At 46.1% G+C, this 26,290-nt stretch carries 24 protein-coding genes; all 24 read right to left on the bottom strand.

All coding sequences use genetic code 11. The features are described from left to right. Positions 1–6 precede the first annotated feature (6 nt). The gene (dapB, locus tag AC9UGD_RS00440) at positions 7–744 is read right to left on the bottom strand and encodes a 4-hydroxy-tetrahydrodipicolinate reductase (protein WP_509568112.1); all 738 of its coding nucleotides are present in this window, start codon (positions 742–744) and stop codon (positions 7–9) included. Beyond that, complete coding sequence (locus AC9UGD_RS00435) at positions 741–2,018, bottom strand: M16 family metallopeptidase (RefSeq protein WP_509568110.1); 1,278 nt, start codon at positions 2,016–2,018, stop codon at positions 741–743. The genes dapB and AC9UGD_RS00435 overlap by 4 nt, the downstream gene beginning before the upstream one ends. Continuing rightward, the gene (locus AC9UGD_RS00430; protein ID WP_509568108.1) at positions 2,019–4,223 is read right to left on the bottom strand and encodes a polyribonucleotide nucleotidyltransferase; all 2,205 of its coding nucleotides are present in this window, start codon (positions 4,221–4,223) and stop codon (positions 2,019–2,021) included. It lies immediately after the preceding gene. Positions 4,224–4,393: 170 nt separating this feature from the next. Next, on the bottom strand, positions 4,394–4,663 hold the full coding sequence (rpsO, locus tag AC9UGD_RS00425; RefSeq protein WP_509568106.1) for a 30S ribosomal protein S15: 270 nt from the start codon (positions 4,661–4,663) through the stop codon (positions 4,394–4,396). 118 nt (positions 4,664–4,781) lie between these two features. After that, entirely contained in the window at positions 4,782–5,900 is a 1,119-nt protein-coding gene (locus AC9UGD_RS00420) for a glycoside hydrolase family 53 protein (protein WP_509568104.1), read from the bottom strand. 25 nt (positions 5,901–5,925) lie between these two features. Next, on the bottom strand, positions 5,926–6,798 hold the full coding sequence (locus tag AC9UGD_RS00415; RefSeq protein WP_509568102.1) for a bifunctional riboflavin kinase/FAD synthetase: 873 nt from the start codon (positions 6,796–6,798) through the stop codon (positions 5,926–5,928). Positions 6,799–6,824: 26 nt separating this feature from the next. Then, positions 6,825–7,703 carry a tRNA pseudouridine(55) synthase TruB gene (truB, locus tag AC9UGD_RS00410; RefSeq protein WP_509568578.1) on the bottom strand — a complete coding sequence of 293 codons (879 nt, stop codon included), beginning with the start codon at positions 7,701–7,703 and terminating at the stop codon, positions 6,825–6,827. Between the two features lie 11 nt (positions 7,704–7,714). Then, positions 7,715–8,149, bottom strand: coding sequence for a 30S ribosome-binding factor RbfA (gene rbfA / locus AC9UGD_RS00405; protein ID WP_509536365.1), 435 nt, complete (start codon positions 8,147–8,149; stop codon positions 7,715–7,717). Positions 8,150–8,152: 3 nt separating this feature from the next. After that, positions 8,153–10,849 (bottom strand): translation initiation factor IF-2, encoded by a 2,697-nt coding sequence (gene infB, locus AC9UGD_RS00400; RefSeq protein ID WP_509568100.1) that lies wholly within the window; start codon positions 10,847–10,849, stop codon positions 8,153–8,155. A gap of 141 nt (positions 10,850–10,990) precedes the next feature. Beyond that, positions 10,991–11,263 (bottom strand): YlxR family protein, encoded by a 273-nt coding sequence (locus AC9UGD_RS00395; protein ID WP_509568098.1) that lies wholly within the window; start codon positions 11,261–11,263, stop codon positions 10,991–10,993. Between the two features lie 30 nt (positions 11,264–11,293). Then, positions 11,294–12,286, bottom strand: coding sequence for a transcription termination factor NusA (gene nusA, locus AC9UGD_RS00390; RefSeq protein WP_509568097.1), 993 nt, complete (start codon positions 12,284–12,286; stop codon positions 11,294–11,296). After that, entirely contained in the window at positions 12,286–12,756 is a 471-nt protein-coding gene (gene rimP / locus AC9UGD_RS00385) for a ribosome maturation factor RimP (protein ID WP_509568095.1), read from the bottom strand. The genes nusA and rimP overlap by 1 nt, the downstream gene beginning before the upstream one ends. 47 nt (positions 12,757–12,803) lie before the next feature. Beyond that, entirely contained in the window at positions 12,804–13,577 is a 774-nt protein-coding gene (locus tag AC9UGD_RS00380; RefSeq protein ID WP_509568093.1) for a sulfite exporter TauE/SafE family protein, read from the bottom strand. 2 nt (positions 13,578–13,579) lie between these two features. Next, the gene (locus AC9UGD_RS00375) at positions 13,580–15,304 is read right to left on the bottom strand and encodes a proline--tRNA ligase (protein ID WP_509568091.1); all 1,725 of its coding nucleotides are present in this window, start codon (positions 15,302–15,304) and stop codon (positions 13,580–13,582) included. A 9-nt stretch (positions 15,305–15,313) separates the two neighbouring features. Then, the gene (gene ispG, locus AC9UGD_RS00370) at positions 15,314–16,465 is read right to left on the bottom strand and encodes a flavodoxin-dependent (E)-4-hydroxy-3-methylbut-2-enyl-diphosphate synthase (protein ID WP_509568089.1); all 1,152 of its coding nucleotides are present in this window, start codon (positions 16,463–16,465) and stop codon (positions 15,314–15,316) included. A 57-nt stretch (positions 16,466–16,522) separates the two neighbouring features. Next, a complete protein-coding gene (locus AC9UGD_RS00365; protein ID WP_509568087.1) occupies positions 16,523–17,668 on the bottom strand; it encodes a M50 family metallopeptidase in 1,146 nt (381 codons plus the stop codon). A gap of 68 nt (positions 17,669–17,736) precedes the next feature. Beyond that, positions 17,737–18,735, bottom strand: coding sequence for an agmatinase (gene speB, locus AC9UGD_RS00360; protein ID WP_509568085.1), 999 nt, complete (start codon positions 18,733–18,735; stop codon positions 17,737–17,739). Then, positions 18,732–19,571 (bottom strand): ABC transporter permease, encoded by an 840-nt coding sequence (locus AC9UGD_RS00355; protein ID WP_509568083.1) that lies wholly within the window; start codon positions 19,569–19,571, stop codon positions 18,732–18,734. Before AC9UGD_RS00355 ends, speB begins: the two co-directional genes overlap by 4 nt. Continuing rightward, the gene (locus AC9UGD_RS00350) at positions 19,568–20,428 is read right to left on the bottom strand and encodes an ABC transporter permease (RefSeq protein ID WP_509568081.1); all 861 of its coding nucleotides are present in this window, start codon (positions 20,426–20,428) and stop codon (positions 19,568–19,570) included. Before AC9UGD_RS00350 ends, AC9UGD_RS00355 begins: the two co-directional genes overlap by 4 nt. Further along, entirely contained in the window at positions 20,425–21,573 is a 1,149-nt protein-coding gene (locus AC9UGD_RS00345) for an ABC transporter ATP-binding protein (protein WP_509568079.1), read from the bottom strand. Before AC9UGD_RS00345 ends, AC9UGD_RS00350 begins: the two co-directional genes overlap by 4 nt. Then, entirely contained in the window at positions 21,573–22,745 is a 1,173-nt protein-coding gene (locus AC9UGD_RS00340) for an ABC transporter substrate-binding protein (protein WP_509568077.1), read from the bottom strand. Before AC9UGD_RS00340 ends, AC9UGD_RS00345 begins: the two co-directional genes overlap by 1 nt. Before the next feature lie 107 nt (positions 22,746–22,852). After that, positions 22,853–24,280, bottom strand: a complete 1,428-nt coding sequence (locus AC9UGD_RS00335; protein WP_509568075.1) for a gamma-aminobutyraldehyde dehydrogenase — start codon at positions 24,278–24,280, stop codon at positions 22,853–22,855. Between the two features lie 29 nt (positions 24,281–24,309). Then, complete coding sequence (gene rlmN / locus AC9UGD_RS00330; RefSeq protein WP_509568073.1) at positions 24,310–25,440, bottom strand: dual-specificity RNA methyltransferase RlmN; 1,131 nt, start codon at positions 25,438–25,440, stop codon at positions 24,310–24,312. Beyond that, positions 25,437–26,282 carry a phosphatidate cytidylyltransferase gene (locus AC9UGD_RS00325; protein ID WP_509568071.1) on the bottom strand — a complete coding sequence of 282 codons (846 nt, stop codon included), beginning with the start codon at positions 26,280–26,282 and terminating at the stop codon, positions 25,437–25,439. Before AC9UGD_RS00325 ends, rlmN begins: the two co-directional genes overlap by 4 nt. Positions 26,283–26,290: the final 8 nt, after the last annotated feature.

The following is a 26,290-nucleotide window of genomic DNA, read 5'->3' as shown; positions in this document are numbered from 1 at the left end:
TGCTCCTTACATGAACTTGTCTAGGCCATGAATTAGGCCTGGATGATTAATAATTTTTCGTACCCCAAGAATAACCCCTGGCATAAATCCTGCACGGTCAATTGAATCGTGACGGATAGTTAAGGTCTCCCCTAATCCCCCGAACAAAACTTCTTGGTGTGCCACTAATCCACGTGCACGAACTGAGTGCACTGGAATATCTCCTACTAATGAGCCTCGGGCACCAGCTAATGATGTTGTAGTTGCATCTGGCATTTCGCCAAGGCCTGCCTCTTTACGAGCAGCGGTCATTAACTCTGCGGTGCGCGCTGCAGTTCCTGATGGTGCATCAACCTTGGCAGGGTGATGCAGCTCAATTATTTCTGCGGATTCAAAGTACTTGGCAGCCTTTTGTGCAAACTCCATCATTAATACTGCGCCAATTGCAAAGTTCGGGGCGATTAAGACTCCAACTAATGGATTTGCAGCTAACCAACCTTTAACAGTTGCAAGCTTGGCTTCATCAAATCCCGTTGTTCCAACGACTACGTTGATTCCGTTATTGATCAGGAACTCCAAATTATTCATGACGCTATCTGGAGTTGTGAAATCGACAACTACCTGTGCGCCAGAATCTTTAAGCTGATCAATTGAATCGCCCAAATCAAGTGCTGCAACTAACGCTAAACCTTCAGCAGCTTCAACAGCCTTAACAACTTCAGAACCCATTCGTCCACGAGCACCTAACACTGCAACATTGATCATGCGCTTAACACCTTCTCGAATTTGGACTCAGACTTGAATGGACCTACAAGAGCAAGCGTAGGCGTTTTGGTCAAAAAGTCGCTGGCAATTTCCTTGATGTCTGTGGAATTGACCGCTGAAATTGCCTTTAAAATTTCATCAAAGCCCATGATCTGACCGTAAACAATCTCATTTTTACCGATGCGGCTCATGCGAGAACCTGAGTCTTCTTGACTTAAGACAAGCGAACCCCGAACCGCACCTTTAGCTCGCTCGATTTCTTCATGAGACATTCCGTGGTCAGCAACATCTGCCAGAACTTCGCGAATGATTTCAACAACCTCAATCGCCTTTGCTGGATTACATCCTGCATAAAATCCAATTTGTCCACTACCTGCAAACTGTTGGGCATATGCATAAACAGAGTATGCAAGCCCTCGCTTTTCGCGAATTTCTTGGAATAAGCGTGATGACATTCCGCCACCAAGAGCCGAGGCCAAAATTCCCATTGCAAAGCGGCGATCATCGTGGCGTGCGACGCCTTCCATTCCATAGAACATATGAGCTTGTTCGGTTGGACGGGTAATCAAACCAACTGATTGCTGTGCGCTTTTCTTAATTGGCGTAGTTGGGCGAATTACCGGTGCACCTTTTACATCTAAAAAGCCATCCTGAGAAAGTGCAGCTTCAACCATTGCGACAACCTTTTTGTGCTTAATATTTCCGGCGACAGCGACAACTAAATCCTGCGGTAAATAGCGCTTCTTGTAGTAATTAAAGACAGCGTTTCTGGACATAGCTTTGATTGAATCAACTGTTCCCAAAATTGGACGACCCAAGGGAGTGTCCCCGTAATAGGTTTCTGCATACAAGTCATGCACTAAATCACTGGGATCATCGTCGCGCATTGCAATTTCTTCTAGAACAACTTTGCGCTCGGCATCAACATCAAGTGCAGTAACAACTGATGATGTAATCAAATCTGAAATCACATCAATTGCCATAGGTAAATCAGTATCAATAACACGTGCATAAAAGCAGGTGTATTCCTTGCTAGTAAAGGCGTTCATCTCGCCACCAACAGATTCGATGGAGGCAGAAATTTCTAAAGCATTTCGTCGTTTAGTTCCTTTAAACAGTAAATGCTCTAGAAAGTGAGAAGCCCCAGCAACGGCCGGGGTTTCATCACGAGATCCAACATTTACCCAGATACCAATCGCGGCGCTGCGTACCGAAGGAACTTCTTCAGTAACGATACGCAGACCGCTAGGTAAAACTGAACGACGAACGCTCATTTATTCAGCTGAACCAGTAGTTCCATCTTCAAGGACAGGAACCAAAGACAACTTGCCCTTTGGATCGATCTCGCCGATTTCAACCTGGATCTTGTCGCCAACCTTCATAACCTCTTCAAGGTTTTCAATACGCTTTCCACCATGCATCTTGCGAATCTGAGATACGTGGAGCAAGCCATCTTTACCTGGCATCAAGGAAATGAATGCACCAAATGCAGCAAGCTTCACAACGGTACCTAGGTAACGCTCGCCAACTTCTGGCATCTGTGGGTTTGCAATTGCATTGATCTGTGCGCGTGCAGCTTCAGCGGATGGACCATCGGTTGCACCAATGTAAATAGTTCCATCATCTTCAATTGAGATATCTGCGCCAGTCTCATCTTGGATCTGGTTAATAATCTTGCCCTTAGGCCCGATTACTGCACCGATCTGATCAACTGGAATCTTTACAGAAATAATGCGAGGAGCAAATGGGCTCATCTCATCAGGTGCGTCGATTGCTTCATTCATGACATCTAGAATCGCAAGACGCGCTTCCTTTGCCTGCAATAGTGCGCCTGCAAGAACTGATGCTGGAATTCCATCAAGCTTTGTATCTAGCTGCAAAGCTGTAACAAAATCCTTTGTTCCTGCAACCTTAAAGTCCATATCTCCGAATGCATCTTCTGCACCCAAGATGTCAGTCAAGGCAACGTATTCAACCTTGCCATCAACATCATCTGAGATAAGACCCATTGCAATACCTGCAACGGGTGCGCGTAGTGGAACACCTGCGTTAAATAGTGCAAGAGTTGATGCACATACTGAACCCATAGATGTTGAACCATTTGAACCAAGTGCTTCAGAAACCTGACGGATTGCGTAAGGGAACTCTTCACGTGATGGAAGTACTGGAATCAATGCACGCTCAGCTAATGCACCGTGGCCGATTTCGCGACGCTTAGGTGTACCAACACGACCTGTTTCACCAGTTGAATATGGTGGGAAGTTGTAGTTGTGCATGTAACGCTTGTGATTTTCAGGGTTCAACGTATCTAGCTGTTGTTCCATCTTTAGCATGTTAAGAGTTGTGATTCCAAGAATCTGAGTCTCTCCACGCTCGAAGATTGCTGAACCGTGTACGCGAGGAATAACTTCTACCTCTGCAGAGAGCGCACGGATGTCGCGGAGTCCACGGCCATCAATACGAATCTTGTCGCGCAGTACGCGCTGACGTACAAGCTTCTTAGTCAATGAACGGAATGCTGCAGGAACTTCCTTTTCGCGACCTTCAAACAAGGCGCCTACAGATTCCTTTGTCACTGCACTGATTTCATCGATCTTTGTTTCGCGCTCTTGCTTACCAACAATTGTTAGCGCCTTTGCAAGATCTGCGCTAGCTGCCTTTTCAACCGCTGCAAATACATCATCCTGGTAATCCAAGAAGACTGGGAAATCTGCAGTTGGCTTTGCGGCAACCTTTGCAAGCTTTGCTTGTGCTTCACAAAGAATCTTGATGAATGGCTTTGCGGCGTCTAGGCCTTGTGCAACAACTTCTTCATTAGGAGTTGGTGCGCCACCCTTGATTAATTCGATTGTGCGAGATGTAGCTTCTGCTTCAACCATCATGATTGCAACATCGCCGTCATCGCTAATGCGACCAGCAACAACCATGTCAAAGACTGCGTTAGCAACCTGTGAGTGGTTAGGGAAGGCAACCCACTGGCCATCAATCAAAGCAACGCGAACGCCACCGATTGGACCAGAGAATGGAAGACCTGCTAGTTGTGTAGATATAGATGCAGCGTTGATCGCGATAACGTCATACATATGATCTGGATCTAGTGCCATTACGGTCACAACGATCTGAACTTCGTTACGAAGTCCCTTAACAAATGATGGACGTAATGGACGGTCGATCAAACGGCAAGTAAGAATCGCATCTTCTGATGGACGACCTTCACGACGGAAGAATGATCCTGGGATACGACCAACTGCATACATCTTCTCTTCAACATCAACTGTTAAAGGAAAGAAATCAAATTGATCCTTTGGTGTTTTTGATGCAGTTGTTGCTGAGAAGATCATTGTTTGATCATCTAGATAAACTGCTGCAGAACCAGCTGCTTGGCGCGCTAGGCGTCCTGTTTCAAAACGAATTTCTCGTTTTCCGAATTTTCCGTTATCAATAACTGCAACGGCTGATTGAACCTCTTGACCCTCCATGGGTCCTCCTCTTTGTAGATTGAAAAGCGCGACAAAATTATCGGGCTTTGTAATCTGCCAAGAGAATGAATCTTCGATCGAAGTTCACGCGCTCTAAATCTTTTTAGGGATTAACTGCGCGGAAACCACTACCGAGGACCATCGCTCTACGGCAGATTGGGTTTACTTAATTAGCGGCGAATACCGAGCTTCTCGATAATTGCGCGGTAACGATTGATGTCTGTCTTTGCTAGGTACTGAAGAATGCGACGACGACGTCCAACTAGCAACAAAAGACCACGACGGTTGTGGTGATCATGTGGGTTAGTCTTCAAGTGGTCTGTGATTTGTTCAATACGCTTTGAAAGAAGAGCGACCTGAGCTTCAGGTGATCCTGTGTCAGTAGGAGTAGAACCGTACTGAGCAATGATTTCTTTCTTTAGTTCTGGTGTTAATGCCATTTCTTGTTCTCCTTATGTACTGAGCACGAGGCTCTTTCGGTTTGATTCACGAAAGATTCGCTATCTCGATTGAAGGGCTAGGTTACCAGCGAGCCTATGAATAGGCGAAATCGGGAGATCACTGCCCATTCAAGGCGCTTAGCGCTGGTAAAACTCTGCCATCGCTATCGATAAGGGCTGAATTGGCCATTCCACCATTCCAGGTGATTGCTCCGCTAGCACTGAGCACCTTCATGGCCATTGGTTCCCACCACCACAGACCAAGGCCTCGATTTACAGGCTGCTGACGCAAAAGCTTTTCTAGACTCAGGACAAACTTTTTCTGGCCCTCTTTCGTCAGTGGATGAGCGGCCAAAGGTGCCTTACTCGTATCGATTACATCGTTTCCGAATCTTTTTGAGGTCCATGGATATGCAGTTTCTGCAATGACTACAGGTTTTTTGAATGTAGATGTAACTACATTCAATGTCTTACTCAATTGAACGAGAGAGCCACTCCACTGCGTGTAATAACTCAATCCAAGTACGTCGTAATTATCTAACCCAAATCTTTGTGCATTATTGAGCCACCATTGAACTCTTTGAGAATCACCGCCACATTCAAGGTGCACAAGTATCAGAGCATTGGGCAAAAGTTCTCGTATCGCTAATGCACCCGCATTTTGTAACCGAACAAAGTTCTGCCACTGGCTGGCATCGTCCGAAGATATTTTTCCAAGCGGCCACAAAAAGCCACCTGCAACTTCATTTCCCACCTGGACCCAAGCTGGCGTAACGCCAGAGTTAACAAACTCTTGCAGAGTCTCTTGCGTATATTTGTACACTTCATTTTCTAACGTATCTATGTCATTTGACCAACCAGCAGGCATGGTTTGGTTTGCTGGGTCGGCCCAAGTATCTGAAAAATGTAGATCTATGCATATTTCTATTTTGTGAGTTTTCAGTCTCTTAGCTAAGCCAATCGCTCTTTTTAAGGAGCCATTTTCTGTTTGTGGATTTACAAATACGCGTATTCGACCTACTTTCACTCCAGATAGTTTCAATAACGCAATTGCATCGATTCGACGACCTTTGGCATCGAAGAATTTACCGCCAGCAGCTTCAATCTCTGGCAACCAAGAAATATCAGCACCGTTACTTAAAGGTCTTGGTTTACTGGCATGTAGTTCTGGAAATGAAACAAGGGTTGAAAGGGCAACACTTGATCCAAGCAAGAAGTGGCGGCGAGAAAGTTTCACTCCCCCAGTAAACAGGAAATTTTCTCTAGAGCTCGGTCAATCTACGGGCTTCAGCACAATCCTTTGCCATTTGTTCAAGCAATGGCTCCAGGCCATCAAACTTCAAAGTCTCACGAAGTCTCCAGCCAAATTCGATAGTCGCAGATTTCGTATACAAATCAAGATCCACTTGATCAAGTGCATACGCCTCGACCTGTCGTCCACGAACACCTTCAAAAGTTGGATTAGTGCCGATTGAAATTGCAGCTGGCCAGCGATCAATTCCGACTGTTAACCAACCGGCATAGACGCCATCTGCCGGGATTGTTTGGCCATCAATGTTTCCAAGGTTTGCAGTGGGATATCCAATTTCGCGTCCACGTTTTTCACCATGAACCACAATTCCATCTAGGCGGTGGGGGCGGGTTAACATTTCTCGAGCGCTCTCGACATCTCCATTTGATATCGCAGCACGAATTCGAGTAGAGGAAATTGTCTCTGCTGAATCAGCTTGCAAATCCAGCACTACTGTTGTGAATTCTGTGTGCTGTTGTAAAGATTCGACGTTACCAGCGGCCATAAATCCATACGTAAAGTTCTGACCAACAATTACAGTCGTTGCCTTCAACTGTTCTACTAATACCTTGTTAACAAAATCTTCAGGAGCCATAGCAGCGAATTCTTTGGTGAACTTGATTACCGCTACCTGATCAGCGTTATGGATCTTGAGCAACTCTATTTTGTCACTCAAAATAGTTAGCAAGGTTGGTGTTCGTTCAGGTGCAAAGATTGAAACAGGATGTGGATCAAAAGTTAGTGCAACTATTTTTTCATCCCCAGCAATAGCTTTGGCACGGTTGAGGATTTGCTGGTGACCCTTGTGGACCCCATCAAAGTTTCCTATAACGACGATACTCATGTGCTTATTATCTCAGAGTTCCAGAGTCACTGCGCAGCCGCGAATACAGCGATCGGTTTTGCCTTGCCAGCTACGTTCTGCAGCAGCGCAATTAATTCGTTAGCAACAGATATTCCTGCATAAATTTGCTCATCCGGGTTAGCGGTCAATGTACGTCCAAAAGAAAGTTCTAGCTTTTCATCTAGAGCGATCTCGCGAACGGCAAATGTCGCACGTGCAACATCTGCTAAATCTAAAGTTGAAAAATCACCAGTTTTTAACTGCTGCAATGAAACCGCTCTATCTAAGCCAAAACTTGCAACACGTGATCGTCTTAGCGAGTTGAGATGTCCCCCAACGCCCAACGCATCACCGCAATCGCGGGCAATTGCCCGAATGAATGTTCCGGCAGAGCACGTGACTTCAATATCGATTTCAATACCTTTTTCTAGCCGTCTAATTGCGACAACATCAAGTTGCGAAATAGTTACGGTACGAGACGGCAAAACAACAGCCTCACCTGATCGAACACGATCATAAGCGCGTTCTCCGTCAATCTTTACAGCAGATACCGAACTTGGACGCTGCATGATTGTTCCGCGCATCTTTGCAAGCTCGTCATGAATTTGTGTATCGGTAATGGCAGATGTGTCAGCGGTGCTTATTACCTCACCTTCAACATCATCGGTAACTGTTGCAGCACCCAAAACCACAGATGCTTGATAAGCCTTATCGCCATCGGTGATGTATTGCAGTAAACGAGTTCCGTTGTTAAAACCCAAGACCAAGATCCCTGTAGCCATGGGATCAAGAGTTCCGGCATGACCGACTTTGCGTGTACCCAGCGCGCGACGAGCGATTGCAACTACATCATGGCTTGTCATGCCTGGTTCTTTATCTACAACCAGAAAGCCGTGCTCGTGCACTATGTGGGTCACTACTCTTCTTCGATTACACGTGGAGCTTTGTAAGGATCTTCTCCCCCTGCATAGCTAGCATTCTTTCGAAGCTCTGCGACCTGTGCATCTTGCTCGTGAACCTTGGCAAGCAATGAATCCAAAGCAAGTGCGCTCTCTGGTAAACCATCTTCAAAGAATTCAATGCTTGGTGTGATTCGAAGACCAAGTTCGCGGCCAAGTGCTGAACGAATAGCACCCTTTGCACTATCTAAAGCTGCTGCAGTTGCTGCACGTTCATCTAAGCCACCAAGAACGGTGTAAAAGACAGATGCTTGCTGAAGATCGCCAGTAACGCGCGCATCGGTAACAGTTACAAAACCTAGACGCGGATCCTTAATCTTTGTCTCGAGCAGGTTTGCAACTACTACCTTGATGCGGTCGGCGACCTTCAGTGTGCGATGTGATTGACCCATTGCTTATGCTCGCTTTTTCTCAACCATCTCAAAGCACTGAATGATGTCGCCCTGTGCGATCTCCTTCATGTTGCCAAGGCCAATACCGCACTCAAATCCTTCACGGACTTCGGTGGCATCATCCTTGAATCGCTTGAGCGAATCAATTGTGAGGTTATCAACCAAGACTGTGCCGTTACGCAAAATTCGTGCCTTTGCATTACGACGAATGATTCCATCCTTAACGACAGAACCAGCAATATTTCCAGCCTTTGAAGATTTAAAGATCTCTCGGACTTCTGCGCTACCGATGATCGATTCTTCGAACTCAGGCTTAAGCAGTCCCTTGAGGGATAATTCGATCTCTTCAATTGCATTGTAAATAACTGAGTAGAAACGAACTTCAACGCCTTCTTGATCTGCATAAATCGCAGTTTGTGGTTCTGGCTTAACGTTAAAGCCGATCACAACTGCAGTTGAGGCAGATGCCAAAGTAATATCGCTCTTAGTGATTGCACCAACACCGCGGTGAATAACGCGAAGATCAACTTCGGCGCCAACATCCAACTGCATCAATGCATCTTCTAGCGCTTCAACAGAACCAGAAACGTCACCCTTAAGAATCAGGTTAAGTGTAGAAATCTTGGATTGCTCCATGAAGTCTTCCAATGAAACCTTCTTGCGAGCCTTAGCAAGCTGTGCGTTGCGTTCTGCTGCTTGACGCTTTTCAGCAATCTGACGCGCAGTACGGTCTTCATCAGCAACAAGGAATGTGTCGCCAGCACTTGGAACAGATGTGAATCCAAGTACCTGAACTGGACGAGATGGACCGGCAACAGCAACGTTGTCTCCATTTTCATCCAACATCGCACGAACGCGACCAAATGCACTACCGGCAACGATTGCATCACCAATTTTTAAGGTTCCGCGTTGCACAAGAACTGTTGCAACTGGACCACGACCACGGTCAAGGTGAGCTTCAATAGCAACACCACGAGCATCATCATCGGCAACTGCGCGAAGATCAATTGCAGCATCTGCTGTAAGCAAAATTGAATCGATTAATTGATCAATACCGATGCCAGCCTTTGCAGAAACGTTTACGAAGATTGTGTCTCCGCCGTACTCTTCAGCAATCAAGTTGTACTCAGTTAGCTGTTGGCGAACCTTGTCTGGGTTTGCACCCTCTTTATCAACCTTGTTAACAGCAACAACGATTGGAACATCTGCTGCTTGTGCGTGATTTAGCGCTTCAATTGTCTGAGGCATGATTCCATCATCAGCGGCAACAACTAGAACAGCGATATCAGTTACCTTGGCACCACGAGCACGCATTGCGGTAAACGCTTCGTGACCTGGTGTATCGATAAATGTAATCGCACGGTTAGTGCCATCGTGATCATGGTGAATTTGGTAGGCACCGATGTGCTGGGTAATTCCGCCTGCTTCACCCTTCATGACTTCAGATTTGCGAATTGCATCCAGAAGTGATGTCTTACCGTGGTCAACGTGACCCATAACCGTTACAACTGGTGGACGTGCTACCAGTGATTCTGGATCTAGATCATCGAGTTCGCCAGCTAAGTCGATGTCGAAGTCTTGTAGTAATTCACGGTCTTCATCTTCAGGGCTAACAATTTCAATGTTGTAGCCAAGTTGAACACCAAGAATTTCAAAGGTATCGGCATCCACAGATTGCGTTGCTGTAACCATTTCACCAAGGTGAAACAGTGCTGCAACTAATGCTGCTGGATCTGCACCAATCTTGTCTGCGAAATCTGCCAATGAAGCTCCCCGACGCATACGAATAGGCGTCTTGCCATCACCGTGAGGAACAACTGCGCCACCAAGTTGTGGTGCCTGCATATTGTCGAACTCATCGCGTAATGCCTTACGTGACTTTTGTTTGCGACCTGATTTCTTACTTGCATTCTTACCGAATGCGCCACCTGCGCCACCACGTTGTGGTGGACGACCGCCACCTGGACGTTGCGGACCACCGGCAGTTGCACCACCAGTACCTGGTGTGTTTGATTTATAAGGCGATGATGATGGTGCGCCACCAGTACGCGGTGGAAAACCTGCACCAGTCGATGGACCACCGGTGCGTGGTGCACCTGGACGTGCTGCAAATCCTGGACGAACTGAACCGGGACGTGATCCCGCCATTCCTGGACGCGGCGCACCTTGACCAGTAGGTCGCTGTGGTGGACGCGGAACTGCGCCACCTGTTGAAAATGGATTGTTTCCTGGACGTGGTGGACGCGGAACTGCGCCACCTGTTGAAAATGGATTGTTACCTGGACGTGGTGCAGGTGCTGCTGGTGTTGCAGGAGAAGCACTTTCAGTTGCACGGTCGGCTGCACGGTCGGCTGCTTCATGCTTTGCAGCTTCCTCTTTATTAGCAATCGATTTTGCTTGTTCAAGCTTTAGCGCTTCGATGTCCACGCCAAGTTCGGCTGCAAGTTCGGCGGCTTGTTCAGCACTGACTTCACCCTTTGGCTTTGCTGCAGCTTTCTTAGCAGCAGCCTTTTTGACAGGCTTCTTTTCCTCGACCGGTTTTGCATCGGGATACATTTCAATCAACTTACGGACAACGGGTGCCTCTACTGTTGATGATGCGGAGCGAACAAACTCGCCCATTTCTTGGAGTTTTGCAAGGACAACCTTGCTCTCCATACCGAGTTGTTTTGCCAACTCATGTACGCGGACCTTTGACACATTTCTCCTGTCTTGGCCCGCATTTTCTCAAATGCAAGCCTTAGTTGAACGACCTCATAGTTCTAACGAGCTCATTTGAGTTTCATATCTTTCATATCCATTCGTTGTAAGTCATTTTCATTAGTAATTCATCTATCCGAACTAACTTTCAAGAAACTTCAGAAGTTCTGATACATCGATCGCCTCATCGTGCTCCTTATTATTTCTTTTAAGAGCAAAACGAAAAGCGCCTCGACTTATCGCACCTTCTGCGCATTTCTTGTGAAGCCAAGCGCCCCGACCTGGAGCACCGCCTTTGATATCTGGAATTACTTTTCCAGCTATCAAAACCACTCGAATTAACGCTGATGGGTTCGCCTTCTTTCGGCAGCCAATGCAGCTACGTACCGGAAACTGTGAATCCAACTGGCTCATGGTACCCAAACTCTGCCCCTCAGTCCTAATTTAGATAACTGCGTCTGTGGCAGCGGGTACAACTGTGTCTGGATGAATATCGATACGCCAGCCAGTCAATCGTGCAGCCAGGCGAGCGTTCTGCCCATCCTTTCCGATGGCCAATGACAGCTGGTAATCCGGAACAATCACCTTTGCACTGCGCGTTGCAAGATCGGTGATTTCAACCGAACTCACCTTTGCCGGAGCAAGTGCTGCGGCAACAAACTCTGCTGGATCTTCAGACCAATCAACAATGTCAATCTTTTCTCCATGTAATTCATCCATCACCGCACGTGCACGAGAACCCATTGGGCCAATCAATGATCCTTTTGGACTCACACCTGCGCGATGTGTTTTAACGGCAAGTTTTGTGCGATGTCCTGCCTCGCGTGCAACAGCCATGATTTCAACAATGCGATCGTTAATTTCTGGAACTTCAAATGCAAATAATTGTTTAACAAGTGCTGGGTGCGAACGAGACAACATAATTTCAGGTCCCTTTAACCCCTGCTTAACTTCAACCACAAAACACTTAATCCGGTCTCCGTGGTTATAAACCTCACCCGGCACTTGTTCCTGTGGCGGGATGCGACCTTCAACACGACCAAGATTGACGTTAATCATCTTGGGATCGCGCCCCTGTTGTACAACACCTGAAATAACATCGCCGACCGATGCTGTGAACTCTCCAACGATTTCGGCATCATTGGTTTCGCGCATCTTTAACTTAATTATTTGGCGCGCAGTCGATGTTGCAACACGTGAAAAACCATCAGGTGAATCAGCCTCTTCGCTAACGCGAGTTCCGTCTTCACCAAAGATTGGGACCAAGATCGATATCTCACCAGTTTCGCGGTCTAGATGTGCTCTGGCATGACGCTTGGCTGTTTCTGTTTGATTGTAAGCGCCAAGAACAGCAACCTCGATCGCATAAATAAGCTCTTCAAGATGAATATCTTTTTCAGTTGTTAGGGCAGCTAATGCTGACATCTCTACATGCATTAGATCTCATCCTTACGATTGAATTCGATCTCAACGTGTGCGCGTTTAATATCTGCAAAGGCAACTTCGTGAGTCTTCATGCGACCTTTAATGTTTTCAATCAAAATTGCTCTGACTTCATCAAACTCAGTTAAGCGTCCTGAAACTTCAGTGTCATCATTGAGTGTTGCTTTAACAATTCTTGTCAGATTCTTCGTCCAGTGACGAGGCAAAGTAAGTGGACGCTCGATTCCGGGTGATGTGACTTCTAGAGTGAAAGCTTCAGTCAGTAATGGTGACTCATCAAGAATTGCTGAAATTTCACGGCTAACAACTGTTACTTCATCAAGGCTAAGTGGTTGTAACCCATCAATCATGCAGGTGACAATGCGGTGATTGCCGGGATTACTGGTAAAGACATCTTCTAGAAAGAAACCCGCGTTTTCTACAGCAGGTCGAATTGCATCGGCGATTGAATCCTTAAGGGCCATCAAATTCTTCTTTCTATTAAGTTGTGTCCTAATTGTAACGCGAACAATTAGAAGGTTGCAATTCCTACCTTAACGATCAACGCCACCGTAACAATTAAGAAGACTTTACGCACCAAGGTTGAGCCACCCTTGATGGCCAAACGTGCCCCGATTACTGCACCCGAAATGTTTGCAACTCCCATGATGATGCCGATCTGCCAAATCACAGCACCATTGATTCCAAAAACCATAATCGCACCCACATTTGTGGCGACATTAACTACCTTTGCAATTGCAGAGGCGGTGATGAAGGCATACCCCAGTGAAGCAACCAGAATCAGCATTAAAAATGATCCAGTTCCTGGACCAAAGATTCCATCGTAGAAACCGATGATGACGCCTGCTAGAGCAGCGATTTGCACTCTGCGTTTTGGTAGATGACGTAAGTTTTCAAACTTTCCCAAATCAGGTTTGAACCATGTATAAACTGCAACAACAATCAAAAGTACTAAAACCATCGGCCGCATGCTGCTTGTTGGAATCCTTGAGGCAAGCATCGCTCCCCCTGCAGAACCAAGCAAGGCAGGCAGTCCCATTGCAATCAATACCTTTGGATCTGGCTTAATTTGTTTTCTGTATAGCGCCGCTGCCGTCGTCGTTCCAAAAATTGACGACAACTTATTGGTGCCTAGTACTTCTGCAGTATCAGACTTTGGCAGACCAATTAATAATGCAGGTAGCTGAATTAAACCGCCACCACCTGCAATTGAATCTATAAATCCTGCAAAGAAGGACGCGGCTAAAAGGAAGAGCGCTGTTGCAATTGTTAAATCGTGAAACACGATTACTTAAGAAGCTCTGCGATCGAAATTACAGCACTTGCAAGCGCAACCTCTTTTTTGTCACCGCTCTTGCGAACACGAACTTCAACATTTCCTTCAGCTAAGGCCTTGCCCACAACAACAATGATTGGGTTTCCAATTAACTCGGCATCCTTAAACTTCACACCTGGGCTTGCATCGCGACGATCATCTAGCATGACTGATATTCCCTGTGCTTCTAAATCTGTGCCCAGCTTTAGCGCTGTTTCAAATAACAGATCATCCTTACCGGCAGCAACAATGTGCACCTTGGCAGGGGCTAATTCAGCCGGCCAGTTAAGTCCGATTTCATCATGAGTTTGCTCAGCAATGGCAGCAACCGCGCGCGTAACTCCGATTCCATAGGATCCCATTGTCACAATTTGAGATTTTCCATTGTGATCAAGAACCGTCAAATTAAGTGCTTCTGCATACTTGCGTCCTAGCTGGAAGATGTGGCCGATTTCAATAGCGCGATCAATAACAACTGGTGTTGCGCACTCTGGACATGCATCTCCTGCGCGCACTTCGGCAGCTTCGACATAAGCATCAGGTGTGAAGTCACGACCATTAACTACATTTCGCGCATGTCGATCCTTTTTGTTTGCACCCGTTACCCATGAAGTTCCTGGTGCTACACGTGGATCGGCGTAAACAGTGATGCCAGATTTCTTGGCATCTTGTGGTCCGATGTATCCCTTAACAAGTCCTGGGAACTTTGCAAAATCTGCATCTTCAAATACTCGAAGCTCATGAATTCCGCCAAGGTTTTCTTGGAACCGCTTTAAATCAACTTCGCGATCGCCAGGGACTAAGACTGATACAGCCTTGTTATCTGCCATCAGCATCACATTTTTAAGTGTGTTAGCTCCGGTAAATCCCCCACCAAACTTTGTATTGAGCAGCTCAACTAAGGAATCAATCGTTGGTGTATTAGGAGAATCAAAATCTTCTAGTACTGGAGTATTTGAAAAATCTTCGGCATCGACCTTGGTAACCATTGCTTCAACATTTGCGGCAAATCCACAACTTGGGCAAAGAACATAAGTGTCCTCACCTGTAGAACAAGGAGCTAAGAACTCTTCAGATTTAGATCCACCCATGGCACCTGATACAGCCTTAACAATATTGTATTTCATTCCAAGACGATCAAAGGTTTTTACATACGCGTCGCGATGGTTTTGGTATGACACTTCAAGCCCAGCATCATCAATATCAAATGAATAAGAATCCTTCATGACGAACTCTCGGCCACGGATAATTCCGCTGCGTGGACGGGCTTCATCACGGAACTTTGTTTGAATCTGATAAATGCTTAATGGCAGATCTTTGTAGGAGGAGTATTCGCCCTTAACCATCAAGGTGAACATCTCTTCGTGAGTTGGACCTAGTAGGTAATCCCCACCCTTGCGATCTTGTAAACGAAACAGTGCTGGACCGTACTCTTCCCAACGATTAGTTGTTTCGTACGCTTCACGTGGCAATAGAGCCGGAAAGTTAACCTCTTGAAATCCAGCGTTATCCATTTCTTCGCGAATAACGCGTTCTACGTTTCGAAGCGTAATTACGCCAAGTGGCAGCCATGAATAAATACCTGCTGCAATTCGGCGCACATAACCTGCACGCACTAACAACTTATGACTTGCAACCTCGGCATCTGCTGGGTCGTCGCGAAGAGTACGCAAAAATAGCGTAGACATTTTCAACATGAGCGAACCCTACCGAACATCAACTGAAGGTTGCCCTGAAGCAACTCCGGCGGCTTCCATTTCTTCTGCTAAGCGCATCGCTTCTTCGATAAGAGTTTCAACAATTTGTGCCTCTGGCACAGTTTTGATGACCTGACCCTTAACAAATATCTGACCCTTGCCATTTCCTGATGCAACACCAAGATCTGCTTCGCGTGCTTCGCCCGGACCGTTAACAACACAGCCCATTACTGCAACACGCAATGGAACTGTCATTCCTTGCAGCCCAGCCTGAACCTTTTCGGCCAATGTATACACATCGACTTGCGCGCGACCACATGAAGGGCATGAAACGATTTCCAATTTACGTTGGCGCAAATTGAGCGATTCTAGAATTGAAATTCCAACCTTTACCTCTTCAACAGGAGGTGCTGATAATGAGACACGAATTGTGTCGCCAATTCCTTCAGCTAACAAAATTCCAAATGCGGTTGCAGATTTAATAGTGCCTTGGAAAATTGGACCGGCCTCTGTTACTCCAAGGTGTAATGGATAATCACACTTGGCGGCAAGAATTCGATAGGCGTTTACCATCGTTACAGGATCATGATGCTTTACAGAAATCTTTATATCTGAAAAACCATGTTCTTCAAACAAAGATGCTTCCCACAATGCTGATTCGGCCAAAGCTTCGGGTGTTGCTTTTCCATACTTTGCTAGCAAACGTGGATCTAGCGAACCAGCGTTGACCCCGATTCGGATAGGAATACCCGCATCACCTGCAGCCTTTGCGACTTCTTTTACCTTGTCATCGAATTGCTTAATGTTTCCGGGATTAACACGCACCGCAGCACAACCAGCATCAATTGCTGCAAAAATGTACTTTGGCTGAAAGTGAATATCTGCAATCACTGGAATCTGTGACTTCTTGGCAATCTGCGCAAGCGCATCTGCGTCATCTTGACTTGGGACAGCAACTCGAACAATCTGACAGCCAGAGGCGGTTAACTCTGCGATCTGCTGCAATGTTGCATTCACATCTGCTGTCAGAGTCGTGCACATCGATTGAACTGAAACCGGTGAATCGCTACCAACACCGACTGCGCCAACCTTCATCTGCCGAGTCTTGCGGCGAGGATGCAATGTTGGAGGAGGTGCGCTTGGAATTCCGAGATCAACCATGGCTTTATTCTGCACTACGCAGGGGAAAACCGCCGAATTAGAGCCTCATTGGCTAGCTTAAAGATTGAGAGTCACGGGATTAATGACATCTGCAACCAAAAGTAGCAAGGTCAAACATGCAAGAATCACAAAAACCACCATTGTCACTGGGGTTAGAACTGTCACATCGATTGGCGCTGGACGTGGTCGTCCGCGCAAGCGAGCAAAGAAGGCACGGATCTCATCTGCAATTGCAACCGCCATGTGTCCACCATCAAGTGGAAGTATTGGAAGAAGATTAAATATTCCAACAAAGATATTGAGGCTTGCAACAATCAACACAAAGGTAGCTAAACGCTCCATGGGATCGAGCTTGTCGCTGCCAACGGCTTGACCAGATACGCGTGCGACACCAACAACGCCCACTAAACCATTAACATCTCGTTCTTCACCGCGAACAGTTGCACCCCACAGCGCTGGGATTTTCTCCGGTAATTTTGCAAGTGATTTAACGCTTTCAGTTAAAAAGCTTTTAGTCACGATCGCAGAGTTCTTAAGGGAAAGCCACAGGCCTGAACGTTTCAAACCAATGTCATTGACGATTCCAAGCACATATCTCTTACTTCCATCAATCTCGGTTAATCGTCCTGAGGCGGTTACCGAAATCTCTTCTCCATTTCGATCAAGTACAAGGGTCAGTTCTTTGCCTTCTGACTGACGAATGACCTCAACATCTTTGTACCAATCGGTGACCTTCTTGCCATTAATGGAAAGAACCTCATCCCCCGGTCGAATGCCTGCTGCCTGGGCAGCTGAATCTGGAATCACTTCGCTGATCACTGGAAGAACTTGATTAGTTCCGATTCCGGCAAAAAGAGTGAACAAAAGAACAAAACCAATAACAAAATGGAGAAATGATCCTGCACCTAGTACAACTAATTTTTTGGCTGACGATGCTTTATAAAAAGCGCGCTCTTCGACGCCGTCAGGCATCTGATCGCTAGGAGACATTCCCTCGATCTTGCAATACCCGCCTGCTGGAATTGCTTTGACGCCAAACTCTGTTTCTCCGCGCTGAACAGACCAGATTTTCTTTCCAAAACCTACAAAAAACTCTGAAACCCACATCCCGAATCGACGCGCTGTTATGTAATGCCCGAATTCATGCACCATGACAGAAAGCAGCAGCGCAGCAACAAAGGCCAGAATTCCAAGAAGTTCCATTAACTACCTATCGTGAGAAGTTGAGCTGAAGTATGCACGATACCGCTGACACCTTGAGAAAATGCAGATTATCGGTCTAGAAGGTTCTGAGTTGGTGAATACGGTGTGCCCGAACGACGCTTTGCTATCGCGCTCAGGGCTTCTAGGACAACGCGATTAGCCAGAATTGCTGTGATGTCTGCAGTGTCAAAGGGCGGAGCCACTTCAACAATATCGATTCCCACAATTGGAAGCTCTAAACAAATTCGACGAACCGCTTCTAATAATTCGCGACTTGTCATTCCTCCAGGTTCTGGAGTTCCGGTTCCGGGCGCCATTCCGGGATCAACGACATCAATATCTACTGAAAGAAAAACTCCATCGCAGCCATCTACTAATGTTGCAAATGATTCATCAAGCACAGCTTTTAATCCACGGTGGTGAATCTCGGTCATTTCGTAGGAGCGCATTCCTTGATCGCGCATCCAATTAAGAGTTGCATCCTCTGGCCAATAGCCTCGTAATCCAAGTTGTAAGAAACGATCCCCTCGTACATAACCCTCATTAATCAGGTTGCGCATTGGAGTTCCGTGACCAACTAATGCTCCGAATTGATCTTCGCCGGTATCAGCATGGGCATCAAAGTGAATCATTGAAACTTTGCCTCGCCCTAAATGGTTTGCAATCCCTGCAACATCTGCTGATGCAATTGAATGATCTCCACCCAGGATTACAGGAATTATTCCTGCCCGTGAAATCTTTTCTGTTGCTTCGCGAAGTACTGACAATGAAGCAACTAGATCGCCACCAGGCATCAATAAATCACCAGCGTCTAGAACTTTTAGATCTTTCAAACCATCTGTGCGTAATGCAAGGTGAGGTCTTGAACCATCATGTGGAAGATAATCTCCCCCGCGAATTGCTTGAGGACCAAACTTTGCACCAGATCTATGTGAAGTTCCGCTATCAATCGGTGCGCCAACAATAATTACATCTGCGCCTTTATAACTGGCTGGATCAGCTAAATCACAGGCGGGAATGCCTAAAAAGGTGAAGTTGGGGCCATACATGTTGCCGTGATTGGTCACTTAGAAACCTTAACTCTGCGTCCCACGAATTGAGCGCCTATAACAATCAGTAAGGCCAAGATGAACATAGCTGAACCAATCACATTTGCTTGCGCGGGAATTCCACGGGCGGCAGATGTATAGACAAATTCAGGGAAGGTTTTTAAAGTTCCGGAATTAAAGTTTGTAATGATGAAGTCATCAAAAGATAAGCTAAATGCTAGTAATGCAGCTGCTGCGATACCAGGTGCGACTAAAGGCAAAGTGACGCGACGGAATGTTTCAAATTCATTGGCGTACAAATCCATGGCCGCTTGCTCTAAGCGCGGATCTAATGAAGCAATACGTGCCTTTACGGTAACCACAACAAATGAAATACAAAACATCACATGTGCAATTACGGTTGGCCAAAAACCAGGATTGATATGAAAGACCAAGAACAAGGAAAGCAATGATGCACCCAGCACAATTTCAGGTGTTGCCATGGGCAAGAAGATTAGTAAGTTAGAAGAGGAACGTCCCTTGAATGCATATCGACCAATTGCAAAGGCAATCATGGTTCCTAGAATCGTGGAAAAGATTGTGGCAAGTAAGCCAATCTTTATTGAATTACCAAGTGCTGTACATACTTCCGGTGCACCACAAGGGTTTTTCCAGTTATCTAAGGTAAAACCCTTCCATACTAGGTTGGACTTACCTGAATCATTAAAAGAAAATGCAAATGTATACAAAACCGGAATAAAGAGATAGGTAAAGCCCAATACGGCATAGATGCGAATGAGATTACGGCCAAACCACCGTGATAAACGAGCATTTAAGGGGATAGTTGGAATCGATGCATCTTTTTGCTTGTTCATACCAACTCCTCCGTTCCGGCTTTGCGAATGTAGACCGTCACAAGAATTAATATTGCAGCCATCAATGTGAAAGAAAGTGCTGCAGCTGTTGGGTAATCCACGATCTTGAAGTACCGTGACTCAATCACATTTCCGATCATTTTGGTGTTTGGGCTTCCTAAAATGGCCGCGTTTACATAGTCACCTGCCGCCGGAATAAAGGTCAACAAAGTACCGGCAACTACACCTGGCATAGATAAAGGCAAAGTTACTTTGCGGAAAGTGGTAATTCCGTTTGCGTATAGATCCCCCGAGGCTTCCATCGTGCGTGGATCAATACGCTCTAAGGATGCATACAAAGGTAAGGTCATAAACGGCAAGAAGTTATATGTCATACCCATAACAACTGCAAATGAGGTTGAAGTTAACGTGGTGCTTTCGCTGATTATTCCTATGTTTCTAAGGGTAGGCACTACAAAACCCTCTTCACCCAAAATCTGTTTCCAGGCAACGGTACGAAGTAAGAATGAGACAAAAAATGGAGCAACAACTAGCACCAAAAGAAAATTCTTCAATTTTCCAGCTTTGAAGGCGATCGCATAGGCCAATGGATAAGCAATTGCTAATGCTAAAACAGTTGCACACAAAGCGAAGACAAAGGAGCGAGCAAATTGTTCTTTGTTTTCGGTAAAGGCAGTTATGTAATTTGAAAACTGTAAAGTCTGTTCGTATTGACCGGTGTCTCCCCCAACAATTGGTGTTTGGGTTGAAGTCTGAGCCAAATTAACAATAGGCAAAATAAAGAAGGTAAACAGGAACAAAAATCCTGGTAACAACAAAAGGTAAGGCAACTTCACCTTAGCTAAGACGTTGCTCATTCTTCGTCTAGTTCCTCAGGGTTAACTTCAAGTCCAGCTTCGACATCATCATCGCCGCGCAGAGCAAAAGTGAAGTTAGGCTCCCAAGAAATTACAACCTCATCGCCCTTATCAAATGGTGCAACACCATCATCATTTTGCTCAAAGACCATTACTTCTTGTCCCCAAGGCATTGTTACTTGGTACTGCGTTGAAACGCCGATGTATGAAACATCTTCGATCCGACCACCAGTTAAAACATTTCCGCGAGTAGGTGTACCGACTAGTGAAATACGGAATTTTTCTGGGCGAATTCCGGCGAACATTGACTTATCTACTGCATGGCTCCGGCTCTTTGGCATTGAAATCTTTTGACCAAATAGATCGACAACTAAATTGTCTCCATCTGTACCTTCGATGCGTCCCTTAATCAGGTTTGATTGGCCCAAGAAGTTTGCAACAAAAGCGGTGCCTGGGTTGTCATATAGATCTGCAGGAGATCCCATCTGCTCAATTTCGCCCTCGTTCATAACAGCGATGGTGTCAGCCATGGTCATGGCCTCTTCTTGATCGTGTGTAACGTGAACGAAAGTTAAGCCAACTTCACGTTGAATCCATTTGAGTTCGATCTGCATTTGGCGACGTAGCTTTAGATCTAGCGCACCCAATGGTTCATCGAGCAAAAGCAGTGCTGGGCGGTTAACGATTGCGCGAGCTAATGCAATGCGCTGTTGCTGCCCACCAGATAGCTGAGTTGGTTTGCGCTGAGCAAGGTGTGGAAGCTCAACAAGTTCCAGAACTTTGTTTACATCTGCAGTCACATCTTTGATTCCACGACGACGTAGCCCAAATGCAATGTTTTCAAAAATAGTTAAATGTGGAAACAGTGCATAGTTTTGGAAGACAGTGTTAATGGGACGCTGATATGGACGCTTAGTCGTGATATCAGTTGTTCCCAAATGAATACTGCCAACCGTTGGCTCCTCCAACCCTGCAATCATTCGCAAGGTTGTTGTCTTACCGCATCCTGAAGGCCCAAGTAAGGCAAAGAATGAGCCTTCAGGAATCGTTAATGACAAATCATTAACTGCAGTGAAATCTCCGTACGACTTTGAAATACGAGTTAGTCGTAAATCTCCATGCGTTGCAGATGAAACGTCTGCCACTAGTTGCCGGCGGCCTTCTGGAATGCTTCGGTCCAAGAAGTTTCTTCTGCTGGGGTAAGTGAGCGGAAGACGTTAAGTCTCTTTGACATTGCATCATCGGGGAAGATGAATGGGCTGCTCGCTAGTTCTGGTGCAATCTTTTCCATCTCAGCCTGTGCACCCTTAACTGGGCACACATAGTTAACGTAAGCAGCAACTTCAGCTGCAATTGCTGGCTCGTAATAGAAGTTGATCAACTTCTCGGCACTTGCCTTGCCTTCTGCAGATGCTGTCGAAGGAATCATCAAGTTATCACCTGAAATAGTTCCGCCTGACTCTGGAATTGCGAAGTCAAACTTGCCTTCATTTTCAGCCTTCAAGATGAACATATCGCCAGACCAGCCAATTACAGCTGTCGCATCACCAGATGTTAGATCTTCAGCGTATTCATTACCCTTTACGCCACGAATCCAGCCATCACTAATCTTCTTAGCCATGTAATCAACTGCGTTCATGTACTGATCTTCAGTTACTGTCTGCAGATTTACTCCCTGTGACAACAGAATGATTCCGATGGTGTCACGCATTTCTGAAAGAACAACAATCTTGCCCTTGTTTTGTGGTGCAAATAGTTCATCAATTGTGCGAATGCCCTTTGGATTCTTTTCTGTGTTCCAACCAAAGCCAGCCATGATGCCCTGCCAGGTCAAAGACTGTTCACGATTAGCATCAAAAGAAGGTGATGCTAGAGAATCTAGAATGTTTGACTTGTTAGGAATATTTGCTGCATCAAATTTTTGTGTGTAACCAAGACGGATCCAACGTGCAGCCATCCAGTCAGTTGGTGTAACTACGTCGTAACCAATGTCCTCTCCCAACTTAAGCTGGGCTTGGACCTTTCCATAAAATTCATCGTTGTCGTTGTAATCTTCAAAGTACTGCGCTGTGATGCCAGTTTGCTCTGAGAACTTATCAAGTGTTGGGTACTTCTTTGTAGCTTCGTCATAATCAAGATACAGAGGCCAGTTGCCCCAACGAACTGAATTAGCGCCATCTGCAGAATCAGATCCGCCACATGCAGCAAGTAATCCTGCTGCACCTAAACCGCCTGCGCCCGCGAGTACCGCGCGACGAGAAACCATTGCACCTAGAACTGATTTTGCTTCTGGTGAGAGTGAACTTTCTTTTGACATACTGATTTACTCCTTAAGGGTTAAGCACAAGCTAGTTGTCGGATTACCGAGCCTCAAGCTTTCTGTGGGTTGTGGGTTGATAGATATGGGTCGAACAGGGGGAAATACTACGCCCCCAGATTACTCATTACATGCTTAATTCGGGTGTAATCCTCAAATCCATATGCTGAGAGATCCTTGCCGTATCCCGAACGCTTGAAGCCGCCATGTGGCATTTCGGCAACGATCGGAATGTGTGTATTAATCCAGACGCAGCCAAAATCAAAGGCCTTGGCCATACGCATCGCGGTTCCGTGGTTGGTAGTCCACACACTTGAAGCAAGGCCGTACTCGACTCCGTTGGCCATAGCCACAGCTTGGGCCTCATCGGTGAACTTTTGAACGGTAATTACTGGCCCAAAGATCTCTTTCTGAATCAGCTCATCTGATTGATGTAATCCTGCAACAACCGTAGCCGGGAAGAAGAATCCTGGACGATCTAAGGCACTTCCACCTGTCATCACCTGGGCATGTGCTGGGACTCTGGACAAAAGATCCGTAATTCGTGCCAGTTGGTTAACGTTGTTAACTGGTCCTAAGAAAACATCATCATCGGCAGGTGCGCCAATAGCAACTTGCTTAGCTTGCTCAGTAATTAGCGCAACAAATTGATCATAAACAGAGTCTTGAACAATCACACGTGTTGCAGCGGTGCAATCTTGACCAGCGTTGAAATATCCCGCAACCGCAATTGCTTCAGCGGCGGCGGCTAAATCTGCATCTGCAAAAACAACAACTGGTGCCTTGCCACCAAGTTCAAGGTGTACACGCTTTAATTGCTTTGCAGCAGATTCCGCAACCTTTATTCCTGCTGCGACTGATCCCGTAATTGCAACCATGTCTGGGCGTGTGTGATTTACAAGTGTTGCACCTGTCTCGCGCTCGCCACACACAACATTGAAAACTCCTGCTGGTAAAAACTCCGCCATTAAATTAGCCATCCATACAGTTGAAGCAGGTGTTGTGTCACTTGGCTTAAGCACAACGGTATTGCCAGCTGCAATTGCAGGTGCCCATTTCCAAACAGCCATCATCATTGGGTAATTCCAGGGTGTTACTTGTCCAATAACTCCAACAGGTTCGCGGCGAATCATTGATGTCATGCCAGGCATGTATTCGCCTGCAGATTTTCCTTCAAGATTTCGTGCAGCACCTGCAAAGAATCGAATCTGATCAACCATCGGTGGAACTTCTTCAGTTGTTGTCAGCGAAATAGGCTTACCTGTGTTTTCACATTCAATAGCAATAATCTCTTCAGCACGTTCTTCGATAGCATCGGCAATTTTTAATAAGGCACGTTGGCGCTGAGATGGTGTTGAATCTCGCCAATCAGGGAATGCATCACTTGCCGCCTTGTAAGCTGCATCAATATCTGCCGCATTTGAGTTAGGCGCTGTTGCAAAAGGTTGCCCTGTCGCTGGATTTACAAGGGTTGTGGTTTCGCCTGATTGTGACTCTACAGACTTACCATTGATGAAGTTACTTAGCTTTTTCATGTGCCAGAGCCTAGCAATTCTCGCGCCCTCTAACTAGTAGGAGAAACTTTCTCAGCCGCTGCTAACTGCCCGCATGCACCATCAATTTCGCGGCCTCGGGTATCACGAACAGTTACTGGGACACCATAACTTTCAAGGATCCGAACGAACTCTGCCTCGTCCTCGCGACGCGACGCGGTCCACTTTGATCCCGGTGTTGGGTTAAGTGGAATCAAATTAACGTGGGCATTACGGTTTTTTAGCAAGCGTCCCAATAAATCTGATCTCCACGATTGATCATTTATGTCTCTGATTAGTGCGTATTCGATGGAATAGCGACGGCCAGTTTTCTTCTCATAGGCATCTGCTGCTGCCAGAACTTCCCGAATGTTGTATCGATTGTTGATAGGAACTAATGAATCGCGAAGTTCGTCATCTGGGGTGTGAAGTGAGACTGCCAATGTGCAGTTGATGCCTTCATCCATCAGCTTTTCAATTCCGTTAACAAGTCCAACGGTTGAGACAACCACAGAACGTGCAGAAATTCCAAGACCATCGGGGTTCGGATCGGTTATGTTTCGCAATGTGCGCACAACTGCGTTGTAGTTGGCTAGAGGTTCGCCCATACCCATAAATACAATGTTTGAAAGACGTGTGGGCCCACCAGGTAATTCACCGTTGGCACATGCTCTTGCTGCAGCGACAATCTGATCTGTAATTTCGCCAGCCGACAAATTTCGAGTTAAGCCAGCTTGGCCCGTTGCACAAAATGGGCAATTCATTCCACAACCAGCTTGCGAAGAAATGCAAACAGTTACGCGATCTGTGTAACGCATCAAAACGCTTTCAACTAAAACCCCATCGTGTAGCTTCCACAAATCTTTTCTGGTCATACCGTTATCTGTGGTGCGAGTTGTTACCAAGGTAATCATCTGTGGCGTTAGAGCATCGGCGATTGCTTGACGCTCTGCTGCCGGAATATCAGTCCACTCTTCGGGATTGCTCGAAAGATGGCTGAAGTAATGAGTTGCTACCTGTGTAGCTCTGAAAGGTTCAAAACCAAGCTCTTTTGCAAAGGCCTTACGTTCGGCAGGTGAAAAATCCGCTAAATGCTTGGGTGCCTTTTTGCGTTGAACAGGCTCATCAAAAACCAGTTTTACTTCAGGAACTTGCCCGCTCACAAGTAATGCTTCACTAACTCAAGTGCCAACCACATTGCAGGAGCGGATAAAACAACTGAATCAAGCCGATCCAGCATCCCACCATGACCTGGCAAGAGCGTTCCCATATCTTTTAAACTCATATCGCGCTTCATTGCGCTTTCAATTAAGTCACCACAGGTTGCTGTAAAAACAATCATTAAGCCAACAATAATCCCGATCCACCAATGCATATCCATGATGTACTTAAAAGCTAAACATCCTCCAACAACTGTAAATACTGTTGAACCGATTAATCCTTCCCACGTTTTCTTTGGGGAAATAGTTGGAACTAGTGGGTGCTTCCCAAGTAAAACTCCGACAATGTATCCAAAGGTGTCATTGCATCCAACTAAGACCATGAATGTCATAACTCGTTGAAAACCTGTGCTTGGAATTGCCAGCAATATTAAGAAGCCTGCTAAAAATGGTAAATACAAGAGAGAAAATGTTGTTGCAGTTGCCTTTGCCACAAAGCCCTCTGGGCCTTGGATCAGGGCGCGAATCAATAGTAGCGGAATAGCGATGGCGGTCGCGACAGCTAGTCCACCAACGCCTCCGTTCCATGCTGCATAGGCAAGCCCAATAGCGGCGACAGTTAATGCATTAAAAGAAATCACAATTGAACGAGCAGCAAAAGCTCTGACAATTTCTCGTAATCCTAAAACAACTGCAATCGCAACTACGATTGCAAAAATCTCACGTTGATACGACAGCGCAAACCAAACAAGTCCGATCAATGACAAACCAACGCCAATAGATGGCAACAGCTTTCGCCCAGCCTTCTTATTGATCGCTTCGTTTATCGAGTGTAGATCGGACATATGTGAAC

Source organism: Candidatus Planktophila sp. (genome assembly GCF_044232745.1).
Classification (GTDB): domain Bacteria; phylum Actinomycetota; class Actinomycetes; order Nanopelagicales; family Nanopelagicaceae; genus Planktophila.
Note: the sequence above shows the minus strand (reverse complement) of the source record. Positions and strands in the feature narration are given on the sequence as shown.

Coding starts and splice junctions, on each gene's coding strand:
- dapB (WP_509568112.1), bottom strand. CDS start 744: ATGATCAATGTTGCAGTGTTAGGTGCTCGTGGACGAATGGGTTCTGAA.
- AC9UGD_RS00435 (WP_509568110.1), bottom strand. CDS start 2,018: ATGAGCGTTCGTCGTTCAGTTTTACCTAGCGGTCTGCGTATCGTTACT.
- AC9UGD_RS00430 (WP_509568108.1), bottom strand. CDS start 4,223: ATGGAGGGTCAAGAGGTTCAATCAGCCGTTGCAGTTATTGATAACGGA.
- rpsO (WP_509568106.1), bottom strand. CDS start 4,663: ATGGCATTAACACCAGAACTAAAGAAAGAAATCATTGCTCAGTACGGT.
- AC9UGD_RS00415 (WP_509568102.1), bottom strand. CDS start 6,798: ATGAGTATCGTCGTTATAGGAAACTTTGATGGGGTCCACAAGGGTCAC.
- rbfA (WP_509536365.1), bottom strand. CDS start 8,149: ATGGGTCAATCACATCGCACACTGAAGGTCGCCGACCGCATCAAGGTA.
- AC9UGD_RS00395 (WP_509568098.1), bottom strand. CDS start 11,263: ATGAGCCAGTTGGATTCACAGTTTCCGGTACGTAGCTGCATTGGCTGC.
- nusA (WP_509568097.1), bottom strand. CDS start 12,286: ATGCATGTAGAGATGTCAGCATTAGCTGCCCTAACAACTGAAAAAGAT.
- rimP (WP_509568095.1), bottom strand. CDS start 12,756: ATGGCCCTTAAGGATTCAATCGCCGATGCAATTCGACCTGCTGTAGAA.
- AC9UGD_RS00375 (WP_509568091.1), bottom strand. CDS start 15,304: ATGTTGAAAATGTCTACGCTATTTTTGCGTACTCTTCGCGACGACCCA.
- ispG (WP_509568089.1), bottom strand. CDS start 16,465: ATGGTTGATCTCGGAATTCCAAGCGCACCTCCTCCAACATTGCATCCT.
- AC9UGD_RS00365 (WP_509568087.1), bottom strand. CDS start 17,668: ATGGAACTTCTTGGAATTCTGGCCTTTGTTGCTGCGCTGCTGCTTTCT.
- AC9UGD_RS00355 (WP_509568083.1), bottom strand. CDS start 19,571: ATGAACAAGCAAAAAGATGCATCGATTCCAACTATCCCCTTAAATGCT.
- AC9UGD_RS00350 (WP_509568081.1), bottom strand. CDS start 20,428: ATGAGCAACGTCTTAGCTAAGGTGAAGTTGCCTTACCTTTTGTTGTTA.
- AC9UGD_RS00340 (WP_509568077.1), bottom strand. CDS start 22,745: ATGTCAAAAGAAAGTTCACTCTCACCAGAAGCAAAATCAGTTCTAGGT.
- AC9UGD_RS00335 (WP_509568075.1), bottom strand. CDS start 24,280: ATGAAAAAGCTAAGTAACTTCATCAATGGTAAGTCTGTAGAGTCACAA.
- AC9UGD_RS00325 (WP_509568071.1), bottom strand. CDS start 26,282: ATGTCCGATCTACACTCGATAAACGAAGCGATCAATAAGAAGGCTGGG.